13 protein-coding genes and 1 tRNA gene are annotated in these 16,518 nt (G+C 46.1%); 8 read left to right on the plus strand and 6 right to left on the minus strand.

What is annotated here, in order from left to right:
• Positions 1–240: 240 nt before the first annotated feature.
• Both QT987_RS21205 and QT987_RS21210 read right to left on the minus strand, forming a co-directional pair.
• Complete coding sequence (locus QT987_RS21205) at positions 241–3,906, minus strand: PAS domain S-box protein (RefSeq protein ID WP_333243965.1); 3,666 nt, start codon at positions 3,904–3,906, stop codon at positions 241–243.
• A 686-nt stretch (positions 3,907–4,592) separates the two neighbouring features.
• A complete protein-coding gene (locus QT987_RS21210) occupies positions 4,593–4,982 on the minus strand; it encodes an AbrB family transcriptional regulator (RefSeq protein ID WP_015179394.1) in 390 nt (129 codons plus the stop codon).
• Between the two features lie 265 nt (positions 4,983–5,247).
• On the opposite strand from QT987_RS21210, the gene QT987_RS21215 reads away from it, so the two are divergent.
• The 4 genes from QT987_RS21215 to pyrR all read left to right on the plus strand — a co-directional run bounded on the left by QT987_RS21215 (position 5,248) and on the right by pyrR (position 8,501).
• Complete coding sequence (locus QT987_RS21215; RefSeq protein ID WP_333149870.1) at positions 5,248–5,691, plus strand: Rrf2 family transcriptional regulator; 444 nt, start codon at positions 5,248–5,250, stop codon at positions 5,689–5,691.
• Between the two features lie 37 nt (positions 5,692–5,728).
• Entirely contained in the window at positions 5,729–6,130 is a 402-nt protein-coding gene (locus QT987_RS21220; RefSeq protein WP_333055028.1) for a GFA family protein, read from the plus strand.
• 344 nt (positions 6,131–6,474) lie between these two features.
• Entirely contained in the window at positions 6,475–7,554 is a 1,080-nt protein-coding gene (gene cbiB, locus QT987_RS21225) for an adenosylcobinamide-phosphate synthase CbiB (RefSeq protein ID WP_333243991.1), read from the plus strand.
• A gap of 413 nt (positions 7,555–7,967) precedes the next feature.
• Positions 7,968–8,501 (plus strand): bifunctional pyr operon transcriptional regulator/uracil phosphoribosyltransferase PyrR, encoded by a 534-nt coding sequence (gene pyrR, locus QT987_RS21230; protein ID WP_333055026.1) that lies wholly within the window; start codon positions 7,968–7,970, stop codon positions 8,499–8,501.
• Positions 8,502–8,777: 276 nt separating this feature from the next.
• Here pyrR and QT987_RS21235 read toward each other — a convergent pair.
• Positions 8,778–8,850, minus strand: a tRNA-Ile gene (locus QT987_RS21235).
• Between the two features lie 185 nt (positions 8,851–9,035).
• On the opposite strand from QT987_RS21235, the gene QT987_RS21240 reads away from it, so the two are divergent.
• Complete coding sequence (locus QT987_RS21240) at positions 9,036–9,725, plus strand: hypothetical protein (RefSeq protein ID WP_333083996.1); 690 nt, start codon at positions 9,036–9,038, stop codon at positions 9,723–9,725.
• A 68-nt stretch (positions 9,726–9,793) separates the two neighbouring features.
• Positions 9,794–11,272 (plus strand): hemolysin family protein, encoded by a 1,479-nt coding sequence (locus QT987_RS21245; protein WP_333243969.1) that lies wholly within the window; start codon positions 9,794–9,796, stop codon positions 11,270–11,272.
• 7 nt (positions 11,273–11,279) lie between these two features.
• Here QT987_RS21245 and QT987_RS21250 read toward each other — a convergent pair whose 3' ends face one another.
• Entirely contained in the window at positions 11,280–11,894 is a 615-nt protein-coding gene (locus QT987_RS21250) for a hypothetical protein (RefSeq protein WP_333243971.1), read from the minus strand.
• A 164-nt stretch (positions 11,895–12,058) separates the two neighbouring features.
• On the opposite strand from QT987_RS21250, the gene QT987_RS21255 reads away from it, so the two are divergent.
• Positions 12,059–12,388: a tetratricopeptide repeat protein gene (locus tag QT987_RS21255; RefSeq protein WP_333243975.1), complete on the plus strand. Its 330-nt coding sequence runs from the start codon at positions 12,059–12,061 to the stop codon at positions 12,386–12,388.
• 246 nt (positions 12,389–12,634) lie between these two features.
• Here the strand turns inward: QT987_RS21255 and queC are convergent, their stop codons facing one another.
• Both queC and QT987_RS21265 read right to left on the minus strand, forming a co-directional pair.
• Entirely contained in the window at positions 12,635–13,309 is a 675-nt protein-coding gene (queC, locus tag QT987_RS21260) for a 7-cyano-7-deazaguanine synthase QueC (protein WP_333243978.1), read from the minus strand.
• 381 nt (positions 13,310–13,690) lie between these two features.
• Positions 13,691–15,031 (minus strand): cytosine deaminase, encoded by a 1,341-nt coding sequence (locus tag QT987_RS21265; RefSeq protein ID WP_333243982.1) that lies wholly within the window; start codon positions 15,029–15,031, stop codon positions 13,691–13,693.
• Between the two features lie 321 nt (positions 15,032–15,352).
• Between QT987_RS21265 and QT987_RS21270 the strand changes: the two genes are divergently transcribed.
• Complete coding sequence (locus QT987_RS21270; RefSeq protein WP_333055019.1) at positions 15,353–16,261, plus strand: class I SAM-dependent methyltransferase; 909 nt, start codon at positions 15,353–15,355, stop codon at positions 16,259–16,261.
• Positions 16,262–16,518 lie beyond the last annotated feature (257 nt).

Here is a 16,518-nt window from a genome sequence, read left to right on the forward strand (position 1 = left end):
TTATTATATAGCCTTTCTCAACTTTCGTGAGGTACGCGGGCGAGCAATTCCATATCTATTGCCAATAGCCTGAATATATTGAAATTATCTGCATTAATCTGTGTTCATCTGCCTTAATCGGCGGTTTGGTTTGTCTATCCATCAAAAATTTAGGCACTCTTGTCTACTGATTACCTGACAATTCTCAACCGTACCGCACTGTTACTGAGAAAGGCTGTATAAGTTAATCTTCGGCGCACCCTACCGCTCAATTTCATCAATCAAATCTAGTATTTTTTGATAATCAAAATTATATAGATGATTCATCAGAACTTCCGCAAAAACATCATTGTCGCTGCCGATTTCCTCAATACTTGTGGCAATCAAGTCGAAGTCAGCCTCACGGACTGCCTGTTTTAGATTCCTCGTCCATTCTGGGGAAACTTTCGGCTTGGAGTCCAGCGTAAATATTGCAGCACTATTAGATATTTTTTCTTGTACCATACTTGAACTCTGCGATAAATCATTGACTTCAACATATTTATTGATGACTTCACCAGCACCCGCTGCGGTAACAACTTGAATGTCAAACTTGAAGACTGTACCGTCTCCCACTTCGCTCTCGACGGTAATGTCGCCTCCCATTAATCTTATAAACTCGCGGCTGATGTTTAATCCTAACCCCGTACCTGTTTGAACTTTCTTTTCTGATGAAGTTTGCACCAAAAATTCAAAGATGCTTTCTAATTTTTCCGGTGGAATACCAACTCCTGTATCTGCTATTTCAAAGCCAATAAAAACTATTTCTTGAGGTTTACCAATATTTAAAGAATCGTTTATTGTAGGCTTAATTATTTCTTCTTGATTCTGCCTTACTGTGATTGAAATTGAACCAGTTTCGGTAAATTTAACCGCATTATCTAATAAATGAATCAGCACTTGTCGCAACTTAACATCATCAGTTTGCACGTACTGGGGAACATCGGAAGAGCAGTCAATAATTAATTGCAATCCTTTATTTTTTGCAGGAATTTGGAACATATTTTGCACGTCCCCCAGCAAGCGGTACAAGTCAAAAAAATTGGCGTTGAGTGTCATGCGCCCAGCTTCAATTTTAGATAAGTCTAAGATTTGATTGATCACCTGAAGCAGGTGCTCTCCGCTGCGGCGAATAATTGTGATATTTTCTTTTTCCGGCAAAGTTAAATTAGCGCTGGGTTCGATTAATTGAGCGAAGCCGAGAATGGCGTTGAGGGGGGTTCGCAATTCGTGGCTCATGTTGGCGAGAAAGAGGCTTTTAGTTTTGTTGGCAGCTTCTGCGGCTTCTTTGGCTTGTTGGAGTTCTTGTTCTGCTTGTTTGCGATCGCTCGTATCAATAATTATGCCGTGCCAGACAATATCTCCATTTTCGCGCAATTCTGGTCGAGAATAACCTTGCAGCCATTTGAGTTTTCCCGATGCTGTCACAATCCGCCACTCGTGGGAAAATGGTTCTAGATCAGTGGCACTTTTGACAATTGCCTCGAAGTGACTGGATCGATCGTCCGGGTGCATTTGTTCGTAGAGTAAAGCAGAGTTGTTCTGGATTGCCTCCGGCTCTAATTCTTGAATTTCTCGGCACAGAGGGCTGATATATTCCATCTTGACTGATCCGTCGGGATGCTGCACGAATATGTAAAGTTCTCCGGGAACAGTGTTGGCTAATTTGTGAAACAGAGCTTCGCTTTTTTGCAAGGCTAATTGTGCTTGTTTGCGCTCGCCAATATCAATCCCAAATCCAAACAAGAAATCCAGGCTGCCACCTTCGTCGAGCACCGGTGTGCCGTGCCACTCAACTAACAAAGTCCGATCGTCAGAAGTGAGAATGCGATGTTCGTTAACCGTTTGCTCCCGCGCTGTTACGCCCGTAAAAATCGAATGTAATCCGGCTCGATCGCTTGGGGGTACAAATGTCGCTAAGTAATCCTTGCCTACAACTTCTGTGGCAGTATAGCCCACCGCTTCCAGCATACAGTTATTCGCCAGCAGGATTTTACCCTCAGAGTCGATCGCCACAAAAAAAATCGGAGAATTTTCGATAATCTTTAAGTTAAAGTCGCGCTGTTGACGGATAATTTTTTCATCTTGCTTGCGCTCCTCAATTTCGAGCTGCAAGCGGGCATTGATCGAGGCTAGCTCGATCGTGCGATCGACTACTTCAATTTCGAGAGTACGGTTGTAGTCAGCCAATATTTGCTCTGCCTGTTTGCGAGCCGTAATATCTTTAAAAACATTAAGAACATAAAGGATATTCCCCGCACCGTCAAACACCGGCAGCGCTCGCACTTCCAAACGAATATTTTTCCCGTCTCGGCGAATATCCATATCTTCCGCAATCACCTCGAAGCCACTCAACGCCCGTGCAAACGGCATTTGAGCGGCCGGGTAAAGTTGATCGGTTCCTGTTATATAAGTTTGATAAGCTTGTGGTAGCTCTGCTGCGGTAGCATCGGGCATTTCTCCCCTGCCCAATATCTGCTCTCCCGCCGAATTCATGAAAATAACTGCGCCGCCCGGAGTCATCGCCGCGACTCCAACAGGCAAATTTTCTACCAGTTGGGCAAATTTTTCTTCACTTTCTGCCAAAGCTTGAAAAGACTTTTTCAGTTGAGCTGCCATCTCGTTGAAAGACTCGGCTAATTCGCCGACTTCCTCAAGCCTACTGACAGCAACAGGGCGATCGAACTCTCTGGCGGCAATATCTTTAGCTGCTTCGTTGAGCCGCAGCAGCGGCAGCGTTACCCACCTCGCTGTCAGCACTCCAGCCATGGTCGATAGCAGTAGCGCCACCAAACAAAGTAAAATTGTAGTGCGCGTATTTTTGTTAATTTGCCCCATGAAATCGGATTCGGGAACTGCGATCGCAATCAGCCAGTTCAAACCATAAACATCAGAAAACGGCAGCACTTCCACAAAATATTCCTGCCCGTCTCGGCTAAATTTCAGTTGCTGCCGCTGCTTAATGTCGCCAAAGCCCCCGAAGTGTTCGTACAAATATTTAGCTGCCGTGCGAATGACAGGAGTTTGGCTCTCTAAAACATTTAGCCGCTGCAGTTGCGGGTTTCCAGAAATCTTTCTAAAGGGTGATTCTTTACTCGAACTGGCAACCACCAAGCCCGATCGTTCGATCGCGAAAATTTGTCCCGTTTTGCTAAGCTTGATGCGATGGAGATATTGCTGAAGATCCGAGAGCGAGAAGTCTACGGCACTAACTCCCAGCAATTTACCATTTCGATCGCGAATCGGTTGGCTAGCAGCAATAAAAACAGTCCCTGGAGTAAAACCCGGATAAATGCTCGTCCAAATCGGTTTGTTAGCTGCGACAGCTTCTTTGTACCAGGGGCGGAGACGGGCATCGTAGGTTCCGGGTTCTGCCTTTAATTTAGCGGTGCGAGTGCCTCTGCCGTCTGTAGCGTAGTATATGCTCTGAAAGTTGGTAGACTTGTTCGCCGCGACAATTTGCAAGCTGTGATCCGTGGGGTTGCGCCAAATGCCGAGATATTCTCCTGATTTTTCAGCACCGAAGGATATCCATTGAATGTTTTTAAAAGATCGCATTTGTTGCCAGAGGAACTTCTCTCCCCCAGGCTGTGGCTTTTCTAAGTGTAAGTTTAATTCACCGCGCTCGATCGCCGAGGCGTTAAGTTGATTTACCCACTGGGTAGGTTCGAGAAAAGAAATCAGCTTTTCTTCAACTCTCTTCCCCGTCTCCGCGATCAATTTCTCGGCGAGCTCTTCGACTGCTTTGTCTCCGTTGCGAAAGGACAGATACCCGACAATCCCGACTACGGCGACGATTTGCAGCACAAAAGAGGCCACTAGAAGGTGACGCAGGGAGATTTTTGTTTGGTGTTGAGAAGTTTTACTCGCGAATTGGGGCAACGGCATAGGCTGATGACTAATTGCTCCCTAACACTTTAACTGTTCCAGCCTGTAATTTCACTTACGGGCGATCGAGGTGTTTCCTTCCCCTCAAAACCCCTCCCACACAGACACAACTCAGGAGCAAGCACGAGACTTATACAATTTTAGATTTTAGATTTTAGATTTTAGATTAAATAATTAGGGATGAATGAGGAAGCTCGTGCTTTGGAGTTTGCCGACAGTTGCATTATTTTTTTTAAATTTTAAACGGGTATTACGCACTCTTGGCCCAGAATACCTCCGCCATTTTCTTGCTTTGTTCGGTTTCGTAGCTCAACCTAACCTGCTTCTTGCCTGGAACCTCGACCATCGAAACTTAACATTCATCCGTTAAATCCGCTATACAATCCCTTGGTGAACATCCATGCCTTACATCCGTTAAATCCCGTACACAATCGGCTGCAGAACTTCTCTTCAACAGCTACGCGGAAAATCCCCCGCTTGTCCAAACGGATATAGCGAGGGGCGAGAATAGGTATTCTCGCAAAATATAAAGTGGTGGCAGTGGCTTTTGTCGAGCCATTGCCATCTATAGAAGCCATAGTGTTTTAGGCTCGCAGAAAGATTTCAGAGCCAATTCTCTGCTCGCAGTCAATGCTTGAAGTCAAACCAACCAGTTCAAGCAAGAAGTCAAAGCAAGTCGTAAAAGCCTAGGATTCTTCTTCTTCGCGATCGATTTGGCGCAGGTGAATGTGCTTGCGTCCCAGAGAGATTTCAAATTCATCTCCTGGCTGGAGTTCCATCTGTTTGGTGTAGGCAGCTCCAATCAGTAAGTTGCCGTTAGATTGAACGCTAATCCGATAGCTGGCAGAGCGTCCGCCGCGTCCATTGCCGTTTTGCTTCCCGTCTAGCTGAATGCCTTCTGCATCAATCAGCGCATTCAGGAATTTCATCATGTTGACCCGTTCTACGCCGTTCTTAGTAACGGTGTAGTAGCCACAGGCTCTAGCTTTTTCTTCCTTGGTAAGGTTCTCTAGGTCTTTGACCTTTTTGATCAGATCTTCGCCTTCAAGGGGTTCGATATTTTTCTTTTTAGCCATTTACTGAGTCCTGAAATATTCAACTGGTGTACGGATTTTTTCTCGGTTGGTTTTTGGTTTGACCAAGAAACTTTAGCTTTATAGCTGGTCGTAAAACTATATTACACCGATCGGCTCAATTGTTAACCACTATTATCTAAATATTTTTAACAACCTGCAGTCTTTCTTGAGGAGTAGCTGCAACCGGTGCGAGCAATCTCTAAACTCGGTAGCATAAGCTATCAGCTATCAGCTAGCTGAATATTTGCCCCGCTCTTAAAATCCCATGAAGTTAACCACACGCGGACACTACAGTGTCAAAGCATTACTGGATCTAAGTTTGCAACCTCGCTTTGGCCCGACATCGGTGAAATCGATAGCGAAGCGACAGGAGTTACCTGCTCCGTATCTAGAAAAATTGCTGATTGAAATGCGACGAGCAGGTTTAGTCCAATCTGTTCGGGGTTCCCAAGGTGGATATCAATTAGCCCGTATGCCCGCTCAAATCTCTTTAGGACAAATCTTAGAGGCTGTAGGTGAAACTATTGAACCTTTACCTCGACATTTTCCCGACGCGACGCAAGCAGAGGACTGGGTAACATTCAGTTTGTGGAACCGATTGCACAAAAAACTTGCCGAAGCGCTGTACAGTATTTCCCTCGAAGACTTATACTATGATGTCCGCAGTTGGCAAGCGGCTCTTGGGGAAGAAACTAGCTTTATCATTTAAATGGTAAGTTCATTCATTCGATCGCCAGCAATCACACATGGACGCAACACTTGTTACTTACTTTGGTGGCTGTCACTGCGGAGCTGTCCGCTTCCGTGTAGCCGTTGACAAACACGAAGCATCTGATTGCAACTGCTCTATCTGTCAAAAGAAGGGATTTTTGCATCTCATTGTGCCGCCGGAACGTTTTACCTTGCTCAGTGGCGAAGATGTTTTGACAACCTATACATTTAATACAGGAACTGCTCAACATACTTTCTGCCGAATTTGCGGCATTCACTCGTTCTATCGCCCCCGATCGCATCCAGATCATTTCGATGTCAACGTCCGCTGTCTTGACGACGATGCCATCAAACACTTTGAGATTCTACCGTTTGACGGTGTTAATTGGGAGGAGAACGTACACTTGCTGGGCGACTACAGTAATCTCAGCAGTTAGAGCAACCACGCCTGATGATGATGAGGTTTTGAATTGCTCAAACCCTTGCCTTTATTGCTTCTTCCTTCTTTCTTCTACTATAAAATCGCCCCTCAAAAAATCAAAGTCCGCAAGGGTAGCAGGAGTTAAAATCTGCTCTCTGGGGCGATAACTCCTGCTGTGACAATGAAGGAAGATGGTTCGGCCCCCCGGATTCATCCGTGGAGCGAGAAAAAAGATCCTCGCTCCCCATCGCCAGTCCCCGGATCGATCGGTGGAGTCGCTTTCTTCAATTCTAAAATCTAAAATCTAAAATCTAAAATCTAAAATGGATTGACGGACTATCAAGTTTGACACAATATATAATGATGCCGGATGAATTTCCTGTTTTAATTTTAGCTGCGGTGTTGGATTATTCGATCGGCGATCCTTGGGGTTGGCCGCATCCCGTGCAGGCGATGGGTTGGGCGATCGACCGTTATACTCGACTTGTCTTTAATATATGGAATAATCCCGCAGGCAAAATGCCTGAAGCCGGGGATAGTCCCGCTGGCGAGCAGCACAAACTGCTGCTACGAGGTGCTGGTACAATACTAGCGATCGGGCTGATTGTAGGCAGTTATACTGTCAGTTGGTCGATCGCCCAAGCTGCTAGTTGGGTACATCCTCTTTTAGGTATTGCCATACAGACCATTTTGCTGGCAAGCTGTTTTGCAGGTCGCAGTTTGAGGGCGGCAGCAGAGGATGTGCTAGCACCTTTAAATGTTGGAGATTTAGTCAAGGCGCGAGAAAGGTTGAGCCTTTACGTCGGCCGGGATACCGAAAACTTATCCGAGCCAGAAATTCTGCGAGCATTGTTAGAAACTGTAACAGAGAATGCAGTCGATGGCGTGACAGCACCGCTATTTTATGCCTTACTTGGGTTCGCTCTGCCACATCTATTATTAAGTGTTACCGGTGCGCCGATCGATCCTAACTCGATGTGGGCGAGTGCTATAGTCCCCTTGGCGATCGCTTACAAAGCAGCCAGCACATTAGATTCTACGATCGGCTACAAAGAAGCGCCATACACTGATTTAGGATGGTTTAGCGCCAAACTAGAAGACGTGCTGACGTGGATTCCTTGCCGGCTAACAGTGATTACTTTAGCCGTTATATCGGGCAAACCGATTTACATTTGGCAGATTTGTCAGAGAGATGCTGTTAAAGATGCCAGCCCCAATTCCGGTTGGAGCGAGTGCGTTTACGCCGCCATCTTGGGAGTGCAACTAGGAGGTACTAATTCCTATCGCGGAGTTCTCAAACACAAACCGCTGTTAGGCGAGCCGGTTCACCCGATCGCAGCGCCGCTAATTTGCCAAGCATTGCAATTAACTCGGTATTGCTTTCTGATTTGGTTGGGACTATCATTGCTTTTTTATACCTTATTATGTTTGAGTCGCTAACTGATGACCTCACTAGAACAGTCCAGCAGGCATAAATAACGTATTTCTGTGATTGTTCGTCCTCGGCTAAGCAATCGCAGCATCTGCTTTTCATCCGTTCCGGGTAAGCCCAGCAGAAGACAGATATAAGCCACCGACAGAAGCAAAAAAAGTTTTGACAATTCCCGCATCCAGGATACCCGCCACGTGATTCATCCGTCCAGAAATAAAAAACCTGTATCCGAGAAACTTGCCGAACGTATTTATCTCGCGCAAGTCAATGCTAAAATCTAAAATCTAAAATCTAAAATCGCGCAATCGATTGACCTTAGTTCAAACCCCCAGATTCATCTGTCAAGTCAATCTCAAATCTCAAATCTCAAATCTCAAATTGTTCGATATGCCAACAGCCAACAATTAGCTCGCAGCAACCCATGACTAAAATTATCCAAATTTTATCCCCTGATGAAGTGAGGCGCACTCTCACCCGCGTCGCTTCCCAGATTGTCGAAAAATCAGGGAATCCCTCGGAGTTAGTGCTGTTGGGCATTCATAGTAGAGGAGTGCCTTTAGCTCAAATTTTGGCAGATCAAATTGAAGTCCTCGAACAAGTCAAAGTATCCGTGGGCGCTTTGGATATTACCTTTTATCGAGATGACTTGGATCGAGTTGCGATGCGGACACCGGCTAAAACAGAAATTCCTTTCGATTTGACGGGCAAAACTGTGGTGTTGGTAGATGACGTTATATATAAAGGCAGAACGAGTCGAGCGGCTTTGAATGCGGTAAACGATTACGGGCGGCCGGAGAAAATTTGGTTAGCGGTATTAGTCGATCGCGGCCACCGAGAAGTACCGATTCAGCCGGATTTTACGGGTAAAAAGTTGCCGACTGCAAAGGAAGAACAAGTTAAGGTTTACGTTCAAGATATCGACGGGCGCGACGGAGTGGAGTTAATTAAGGGATAATACGATTTTAGATTTTAGATTTTAGATTTTAGATTTTAGATTTTAGATTGGGCACAAATGACTGTTAAACAATGTCCAGCTAAATAAACTACTTAGGGTGCGCTGTAAGTAGCGCGTCAAGCCACTTTTTGCGTCCATCACCGAGCAAAATACTTCGTTTCCGCCCGCTGACAACGTAAAAAACCCGGTTTCTACCAGAATAGGGGCTTTTGGGTAAGCAATCCTCTAGGAAGAAACGGGGTTTTTCGGGCGCTGAGCGTCCTAAGTTATTAAAAATCGGCAGTGCAGGAGTTGAACCTGCCTGGGGCGAATTATGAGTTCGCTGCCTAAACCGCTCGGCCAACTGCCGTTAAATCGATTTCTTCGACCTAACTCAAAATGAATTATAACATAATTTCTCAGTCCGTGCTAGAACTAGAGAACAAAAATCAAAATCTTTAGAGCGGCTGAGTCCCGATCGCCTGTTAGCCAATGTTAGGCAAGCCGATCGACCGGACAAAGCAGTTTCTAGGACTCGGCATAAACTTATAGGCAATGGCAGTGAATTCGACGGTAGTGCTGACTCTAATTCTGCTCGCTCTCATGTTTGGAGCAGGCGTGACGAGTTCTGTTTGGGGATTTACTATAGGTCGCGAAGCCTTGCAAGGAACGACTCAACCCGATGTTCGTCCCAGCAACAATGCTGGCAGCGGCAAGCCTGGAAAGACCGCTAGCAAAGACCAAGTGAGCATTTTGAAAGAAAAAGACATTCTCACAACCGTCAAAGCACGGGTAGAAGGTCGCGATCCCGAAAAAACGGCCGGGGCAAATACTAAAACAGAGAAGGCAAGCTCTAAACCAGCCGCGGCCAAAAAACCGGCTGCACAAAATGCCAGCGCCAAGTTTCCCCTGAACAGTCGCGACGGGGGAATAACTCTGGAAGTGAGCGCGGCCAGTCAGCGCAACAATTCCATGCTGCTAGACGTGAGCATGAAAAATGAAGGCTCCCAAGCTGTGAGGTTTCTCTACAGTTTCTTGAACGTCACTGACGATCGTGGCCGGGCCCTGAGCGCGACTGCCGAGGATTTGCCGTCGGAACTGCCCCCCAACGGGCAGGTGTTTTACGGTACGGTGAGTATTCCCACAGCTTTGCTAGAAAATGCTAAGGAAGTTTCGTTGACGCTGACAGATTATCCAGGTCAAAAACTTCAGTTGCAAATATCTGGCATTCCAGTGGCGAAGTAATATAAAAGAAGACCAAACCTGCAGACTGATTCTCAGGTTTGATCGAGAAAGTTTTTTTAGGGAGCATTGTGTCACTTTTAGGGGCGAGAGTGCAGGAGATATCTGATTTACCCGCGATGAGTTGGACAGAGGTGCTGTCGCGGTTGCTGTCAGTGCTGTTGCTGATTGCGATTAATGCTTTTTTTGTGGCGGCTGAGTTTTCGATGGTGACGGTACGCCGATCGCGCATCAATCAGTTAGTCGAAGCTGGCGACGTTGCAGCTTTAACTGTGCAATCTTTGCAGAAAAGTATCGAGCGATTGCTCTCAACAATGCAGTTGGGAATCACTCTTTCTAGTTTAGCTCTCGGCTGGATTGGGGAAAGTACGATCGCCGTGCTAGTGAGAATGTCGATCGGCTATTTGCCACTGCCAATTTACATCAAGTCGGCGATCGCCCATTCTTTTAGCATCTCAATAGTAACTTTTTTGTTGCTAGCTTACGTGCAAATCGTACTGGGCGAACTTTTTCCCAAATCTGTAGCGTTGCTGTATTCCGAACAGCTAGCCAGAACTTTAGGGCCTCCGAGTTTATTGATTGCCCGTGTGTTCAATCCCTTTGTGTCGTTTCTCAATCAATCCACTCGATCGCTCTTGCGGTTTGCGGGCATCGAATACGATCTAAGGCATCGGCCGGTTACGCCCGAAGAACTGCAATTAATTATCGCTACTTCCAGCGAATCCAGCGGCTTGGAAGCAGAAAAGCGAGAATTGCTCAACAACGTGTTTGAATTTGGCGAAGTTTGGGTAGAAGAAGTAATGGTGCCGAGGCCTAGCATTGTCGCACTTCCCAAGACGGCCACCTTTCAAACTTTGCTCGACGAAATGGCGATTTCTCACCATTCCCGCTATCCCGTGACGGGAGATTCTTTAGACGACATTATCGGCATTATTGGCTTCAAACAACTTGCGAAACCCCTAGCTGAAGGTTTGCTATCTCCCGACACGCCAATTTTAAATTGGATGGGTTCGGTGAGGTTTGTGCCGGAGATGATGCTGCTGGGGGAACTGCTGCCTTTGATGCAGAGTTCGTCGGAAGAAATTGCGATCGTAGTCGATGAATTTGGCGGCATTTCCGGGTTAGTAACACTGAGGGATTTGATTGCCGAAATTATCGGCCGCAGCTACGAGTCGCCCGACAGCAAAGAAATTGCTTTGCAAGTATTGGACGATCGCACTTTTTTGGTGCAAGCGCAGTTAAATTTAGATGATGTGAATCAAATATTGAATGTGGATCTGCCAGTAACTGACGAATATCAGACAATCGGAGGTTTTCTGAGTTATCAGTTGCAAAGAATGCCGGCAGTGGGGGAAGTTTGGCGCGGAGAAAATGTGGAACTTACGGTTGTTTCTGTGTCCGGGCCGCGGTTGGAGCAAATTCAAATTCATTTGTTGTCAGGGGCGGCGGGCGATCGAGCTTTAGGTGAAGTTGCAGCAGCGGATGAGGAAGTTGCGGGGAAAGGGCGAAAGAATAACGGGTTGAGTAGTGTGGGAAAATTTTCGAGTTAAGAGTATTTTAGCTAATGCCTATATAATCTACTCGCTCGAAGTCGCTGCGTACTAAATCATCTAACGTCGGGCCTTTGGGGCGTAAATTAATGCGATCGCCAACCTTCACATTTTCGTAATGTGCGTTGGGAATATATATATCTTGCTCCTGCATAAAAGCGTAAGTAAAGCGAAAGGCACTGTCAATGTCCTCAGCTTTGACCTCACGAAAGTCAGAGAGGAATAGGAGATCCATTTCTGCTTCAAAGTACAGCATCTCTGCAAATGCACCTCCGTCGTAGCAGTTATAACCAATATAGCCGCAAGTGTCGCTACCTGTGTAGTAGAGGGCGCGAGTGGATGGGAAGCTGGAAAGGGTGATAGCATCTCCTACTCCAAATACAAGGTGACCGGGCTGATAATTCAGTTGTTCAACGATCGTCCAAGGATGTCCTCGGAACTGAAATACAATATAGCTTTCGGCCGTAATTTCGATTTCGCGATCGTAGATATCCCGTTCCCAGACATCCGCGCGTCTCGCCCTACTAAGCTTTTCCGCCACTAATTCAATAGGAGCCCGAACGAGAAGTAGATTTTGGTTTCTGTCAATTGTTTCAATACCTCGGCGCTCTTCAATAGACATATCTTTTAACTTGGGAAAAACAATCAATAATTAGTCTACCTCTTTTTCTGACTGTAGCGACTGATCAGGAAGAACCAGGGTGCTTTATAATTGATTCATCAGGTCAAGTAAATAGACTCGATCCTTTATGCAAGCGCGATGAACAGCAGAAATTAAGAAATGCTATGAAAGCTCAAGAACTTTATCAACAAGGATTCGACCTTGCTCGCAAAGGACAATATAAAGAATCAGTTGAACTTTTAACTCAAGCAATTAATCTCAATCCTAGCTTTCCAGAAGCGCATATTGTTCGCGCTGATGCTCAAACTTTATTAGGAAACCTACAGGGTGCAGCAGAAGATTTTCAGAAAGCTATAGATATCTACAGGGCTAGAGGACAATCGCAAATAGCTGATATGCTTTTAGTCCCATTGAATTCGCTGCAAAATGAAATTAAGGATGAACAGGAAGACCAGGGTCAACCGGAAGTTGAGGATGAGCCGGAAGGTAAATAAGCACTCGGATGATTCAAAACTAACTAAGAATCAATTTTAAAAATTTTAGTCATGCAGGACTTACGCATCAAAACCCAAGAAACCGGGTTTTTGGCAGTTTCTGCCATCTGTAATATATTCTTGCGAAAAAACCCGGTTTCTGACCACCCGCTGCGATGCTTAGAAACCGGGTTTTTTACCGTTTCGGCGGGCGGAAGCGAAGAGACTCGAAAAAACCAGGTTTCTGGGCCGTCGTGTAAGTCATATTTAAGCGTAAGGCACCGGATCTTTCAAGCCCAATTCCTCAAAAGCCGCCAGCCGCAGCCGACAAGAATCGCAAACGCCACAGGCATTTTCCCCGCCTGCATAGCAAGACCAAGTTTGCTCCCAAGGTACTCCTAATTTGTTGCCCAATTGAATAATTTCTGTTTTTTTAAGTTCGATCAAAGGTGTTATAATATTAATAGCATTTCCTTCTCTACCCTGCTTGGTTCCTAACCGAAATACTTCCTGCATGGCTTGGATGTAATCGAGGCGACAGTCGGGATAGCCGGAATAATCTAAAGCGTTGACACCGATGTAAATACGATCGGCTTCTAGAGTTTCTGCGTAGGCAAGGGCAAAACTGAGAAAGATTGTATTTCTAGCTGGAACGTAGGTAATGGGGATGTTTTGAGACATTTCTGCAAGATTGCGATCGATCGGCAATTCCATCTCATTATCCGTCAAAGCCGAACCGCCCCACAGTGTTAAGTCAAAGTTTACTATCTGATGTGCCTTAACCGCTGCCGAAAGTGCGATCGCCCTTGCTGATTCCAACTCCCGCCGATGTCTTTGCTTGTAGTCAAACGAAATCGCGTAACACTCGCAGCCGTCGGCTTTGGCTTGATACAAAACAGTTGAGGAATCCAGCCCTCCCGACAATAAAATAACTGCTTTCACTTAAAACATCCTCACTCGACTTAGCTTTTATATTTATATCAAATTAGTTGCAATTTGACAATAATAATAGTTGTGCAGAACATCTAAATGTAGCGTATGCACTGCACGCCTTACCCTAAAAACTAACTGGTTCCTAGGCTCTGCCTGGGAACCATATCTAGAGGCTCTGCCTCGCATTGCGATAGAGAAAATTGGAGGCAGAGCCTCCGGATCTACGTTACCAGGCAGAGCCTAGTAACGAGTAGAACCAGTAGAAAGAAAATTTATCTTTTGTGGAACAGGCCGGAGAGCCTGTTCTTGAGATTGATGCAGCCAGTAGAAAGAAAATTCATCTTTTGTGGAACAGGCCGGAAAGCCTGTTCTTGATATTGGTGCAAAATGTCAGATTTCAGTTGCTAACAAGTCGTCTAGTTCGCGGTAATCGGGCAAAGTTGTATCAATTTTAATTCCCTGCCGTAAAACTGTGCGATCGCCCTGCGCTCTAGATAACAATTCGCTGAAATTCCGCGCCTTAAACAAAATCAAATCTGCTGGTAAACCAACTGCAATTCGTCCTAAATTCGGCAATCCCATTAAATCGGCTGGAGTCTTTGTCACTGCACAGGGCCAGTCTCCATAGGGTCTATCTAAATGGGCGATGCGGACTGCCATATTAAAGACTTCCAAAACATCATGATCGCCAAATCCGTAAAACGGATCGCGACAATTGTCGCTAGCAACTGCAACGGGAATTCCGGCTGCTTTGAGTTCGTGCAGCAGTGTCACACCTCGCCAGCGAGGTGTACGCTGAGATTCTCGGTCTTGCAGGTAAAGGTTGCACATCGGCAAGCTGACAATGCCAATATTTGCTTCCTTGACTAATGCGATAGTTTCTGTTACTAAATCTGGCGGTTGTACAGCTAAACTACAGCAGTGTCCGCAGATTATTTGACCGGAAAATTGATGGCGGATGGCGGTTTTTGCGACTTCCCGCAGTGTTACTGAATCTGGATCGTCGTTTTCGTCGGTGTGGAAGTCGAGGTTTAAATTTCGTTCTTTGGCTAAGGCAAAAACTCGATCGAGTTGTTTGTCTAAGTCGGGATTCATATAGGCGACGCCACCGAGTATACCGCCGATTTCGGCTATGCGATCGGCTAATTTTTCGCCGGCGGGTGTCAGGTAATAGTCGAGGGAAACCAAGGAAGCTGCTTGCAAGATCAGCCGATCGCCCCATTCGGCTTGCAGCGCTTCAAATACTCCCCAACTAACGGTTCCCTGTTCGCCCGCGCTATCTATGTGAGTGCGGATGGCCTTGGTTCCGTGGGCGTAGCTGCATTTGAGGCCAAACTCCATTCGCCGGTAAACATCCTCTGCATTCCAGTTTTTTTGAGCATCAGCGCCTATTGCTTCGATCGCGCTGGCAAAAGTTCCATCGGGATTGGGCGATCGTTCCCAAATGTGGCCTTTGTCTAAATGGGTGTGCATATCCACAAAACAAGGCCAAACTAAGCCGCGGTGCAAATCTACAACTGGGATATCTCCATAGGAGGATACAGGTTTTCTACCTACTGGGATAATTTGGGCGATCGTCCCTGCTGCAATTTCCAAATCCACCAAACAAAAATTGTTCTCACTCCCCGTTGTGGCGACAGTAGAAGCTGACGGGGCGATCGATTTCATCTCTAGAAGAGAGGCGGGCACGCGAGCATTTTTGAGCAAATAATTAGATGTACTTGGCAACATTAGTTTTGTGAGTTAGTATTTTCCTAAGAATTTAGCGCAACCGCAAAAACGCTACCGACAATCATTGTCTGTTGAGCGTCGGTTGTCTTATAGGTAACAAATGCTACCTTCTCAGTCTAACCATCTAGACATAAAATTGTACAGCGCCGCTTAATCGGGGGGCGAGCGCCAACAACCCAAGCATCTACTACAAATACTAATTCTCAAATAAACCTAGTTTTCGATCTGCTTGCATGGGTGTACTCTACCAGCTCAGCTAATGGTAATAAATTGTGGTCGTTCCACTGCCCTTAGCAACTGTACAAATCTTGAAACTGAACCATGCAAAAATTTACAAATTGCCCTGTTTGCAGCTCCCAAAAAATCAGCTTCCAGTACACAGCCGGGACAGCCCGCCAACCAAAAGAGGCTCCTAAATGGTCAGTTTACGGATGCGAAGATTGTGGCTTAGTATTCGTAAATCCCCGCCCGACATGGGATGAACTGAGCGATTATTACCCCGAGGGCTGGCAGTGCTACAATACTTACGTACCAGAGGAAGAAGACGTAGTAAAAGAAGCCAAAAAACTCAATGAATACCGACACATTCCTATCCCTGTAGGCAAGCGGCTGTTAGACGTAGGATGCGGGGGAGGTTCCATTATCCAAGTCTTCAAAAAACTCGGAGTTGAGGTAGCAGGAATTGAGCCTAGCTCCTCAGCAGCAGCAGCAGCCAGGGAATGCGGTGTCGATGTTTTCACCGGCACTGTAGAAGAATACGTTGCAGAAAAAGGTACTGACGAAAAGTTTGATGTCATACTCTGTTCACACGTTTTGGGAGCAACGCCTTTGCCTGCAGAAACACTCGACTGCATGAGGCAATTGCTGGCTCCAAACGGTTACATTTGGGTGGCTGTACCGAACGCGGACAGCCCATACGCGCGGCAACTGGGCTGGCGCTGGCACAGCACCGATTATCCCTACAATCTGATCGGTTACACTCCAAAAACTTTGGCTCTAGCCGGGGAAAAGGCAGGTTTGGCAATTCAGCGAAATTACACATACTCTTTGCCGGATGCCCTTCGTTACTCTATCTGTTTGTGGCAGCGCTATCGGTGGTTTGTACCGCACAAAGTTACCCGCTTCTTCCTTTCGGAAGAACGTGTTGAGTGCATGGCGAAGGAATTGGACTCGCGCGGCGAAGGTGAGGCAATTTTAATGGAATTCTGTCACCCTCAAAGCCTGGATTAAGACGTTTTTACCAACAGTATTTGATTTGAAATTTGAGATTTGAGATTTGAGATTGACTGCACGTCGGCGGCTCAGAATCTCAAATCTTTTTTTTTCGCGCATCTCTTAAAACTTCACACTTGCCGTTTGGCAGTTGTGCTGTCTTTGGTGTTGGCTATACTGTCCAAGATCGAACTCTGGACTTAGGAATGAGAATTAAATAACTTCCACTCTTGAAAGTGGGATGGGCGTCGGGCCCGTCCACTCATGACGGGCCC

Origin of the sequence: Microcoleus sp. SVA1B4 (assembly GCF_036700545.1) — a bacterium.
GTDB lineage: Bacteria > Cyanobacteriota > Cyanobacteriia > Cyanobacteriales > Microcoleaceae > Microcoleus.

Bases quoted from the DNA above. Each gene is read 5' to 3' on its own strand.
- QT987_RS21255 (WP_333243975.1), top strand. From the start codon at position 12,059: ATGAAAGCTCAAGAACTTTATCAACAAGGATTCGACCTTGCTCGCAAA.
- QT987_RS21250 (WP_333243971.1), bottom strand. From the start codon at position 11,894: ATGTCTATTGAAGAGCGCCGAGGTATTGAAACAATTGACAGAAACCAA.
- QT987_RS21265 (WP_333243982.1), bottom strand. From the start codon at position 15,031: ATGTTGCCAAGTACATCTAATTATTTGCTCAAAAATGCTCGCGTGCCC.
- cbiB (WP_333243991.1), top strand. From the start codon at position 6,475: ATGATGCCGGATGAATTTCCTGTTTTAATTTTAGCTGCGGTGTTGGAT.
- QT987_RS21205 (WP_333243965.1), bottom strand. From the start codon at position 3,906: ATGCCGTTGCCCCAATTCGCGAGTAAAACTTCTCAACACCAAACAAAA.
- QT987_RS21240 (WP_333083996.1), top strand. From the start codon at position 9,036: ATGGCAGTGAATTCGACGGTAGTGCTGACTCTAATTCTGCTCGCTCTC.
- QT987_RS21215 (WP_333149870.1), top strand. From the start codon at position 5,248: ATGAAGTTAACCACACGCGGACACTACAGTGTCAAAGCATTACTGGAT.
- QT987_RS21210 (WP_015179394.1), bottom strand. From the start codon at position 4,982: ATGGCTAAAAAGAAAAATATCGAACCCCTTGAAGGCGAAGATCTGATC.
- pyrR (WP_333055026.1), top strand. From the start codon at position 7,968: ATGACTAAAATTATCCAAATTTTATCCCCTGATGAAGTGAGGCGCACT.
- QT987_RS21270 (WP_333055019.1), top strand. From the start codon at position 15,353: ATGCAAAAATTTACAAATTGCCCTGTTTGCAGCTCCCAAAAAATCAGC.
- QT987_RS21220 (WP_333055028.1), top strand. From the start codon at position 5,729: ATGGACGCAACACTTGTTACTTACTTTGGTGGCTGTCACTGCGGAGCT.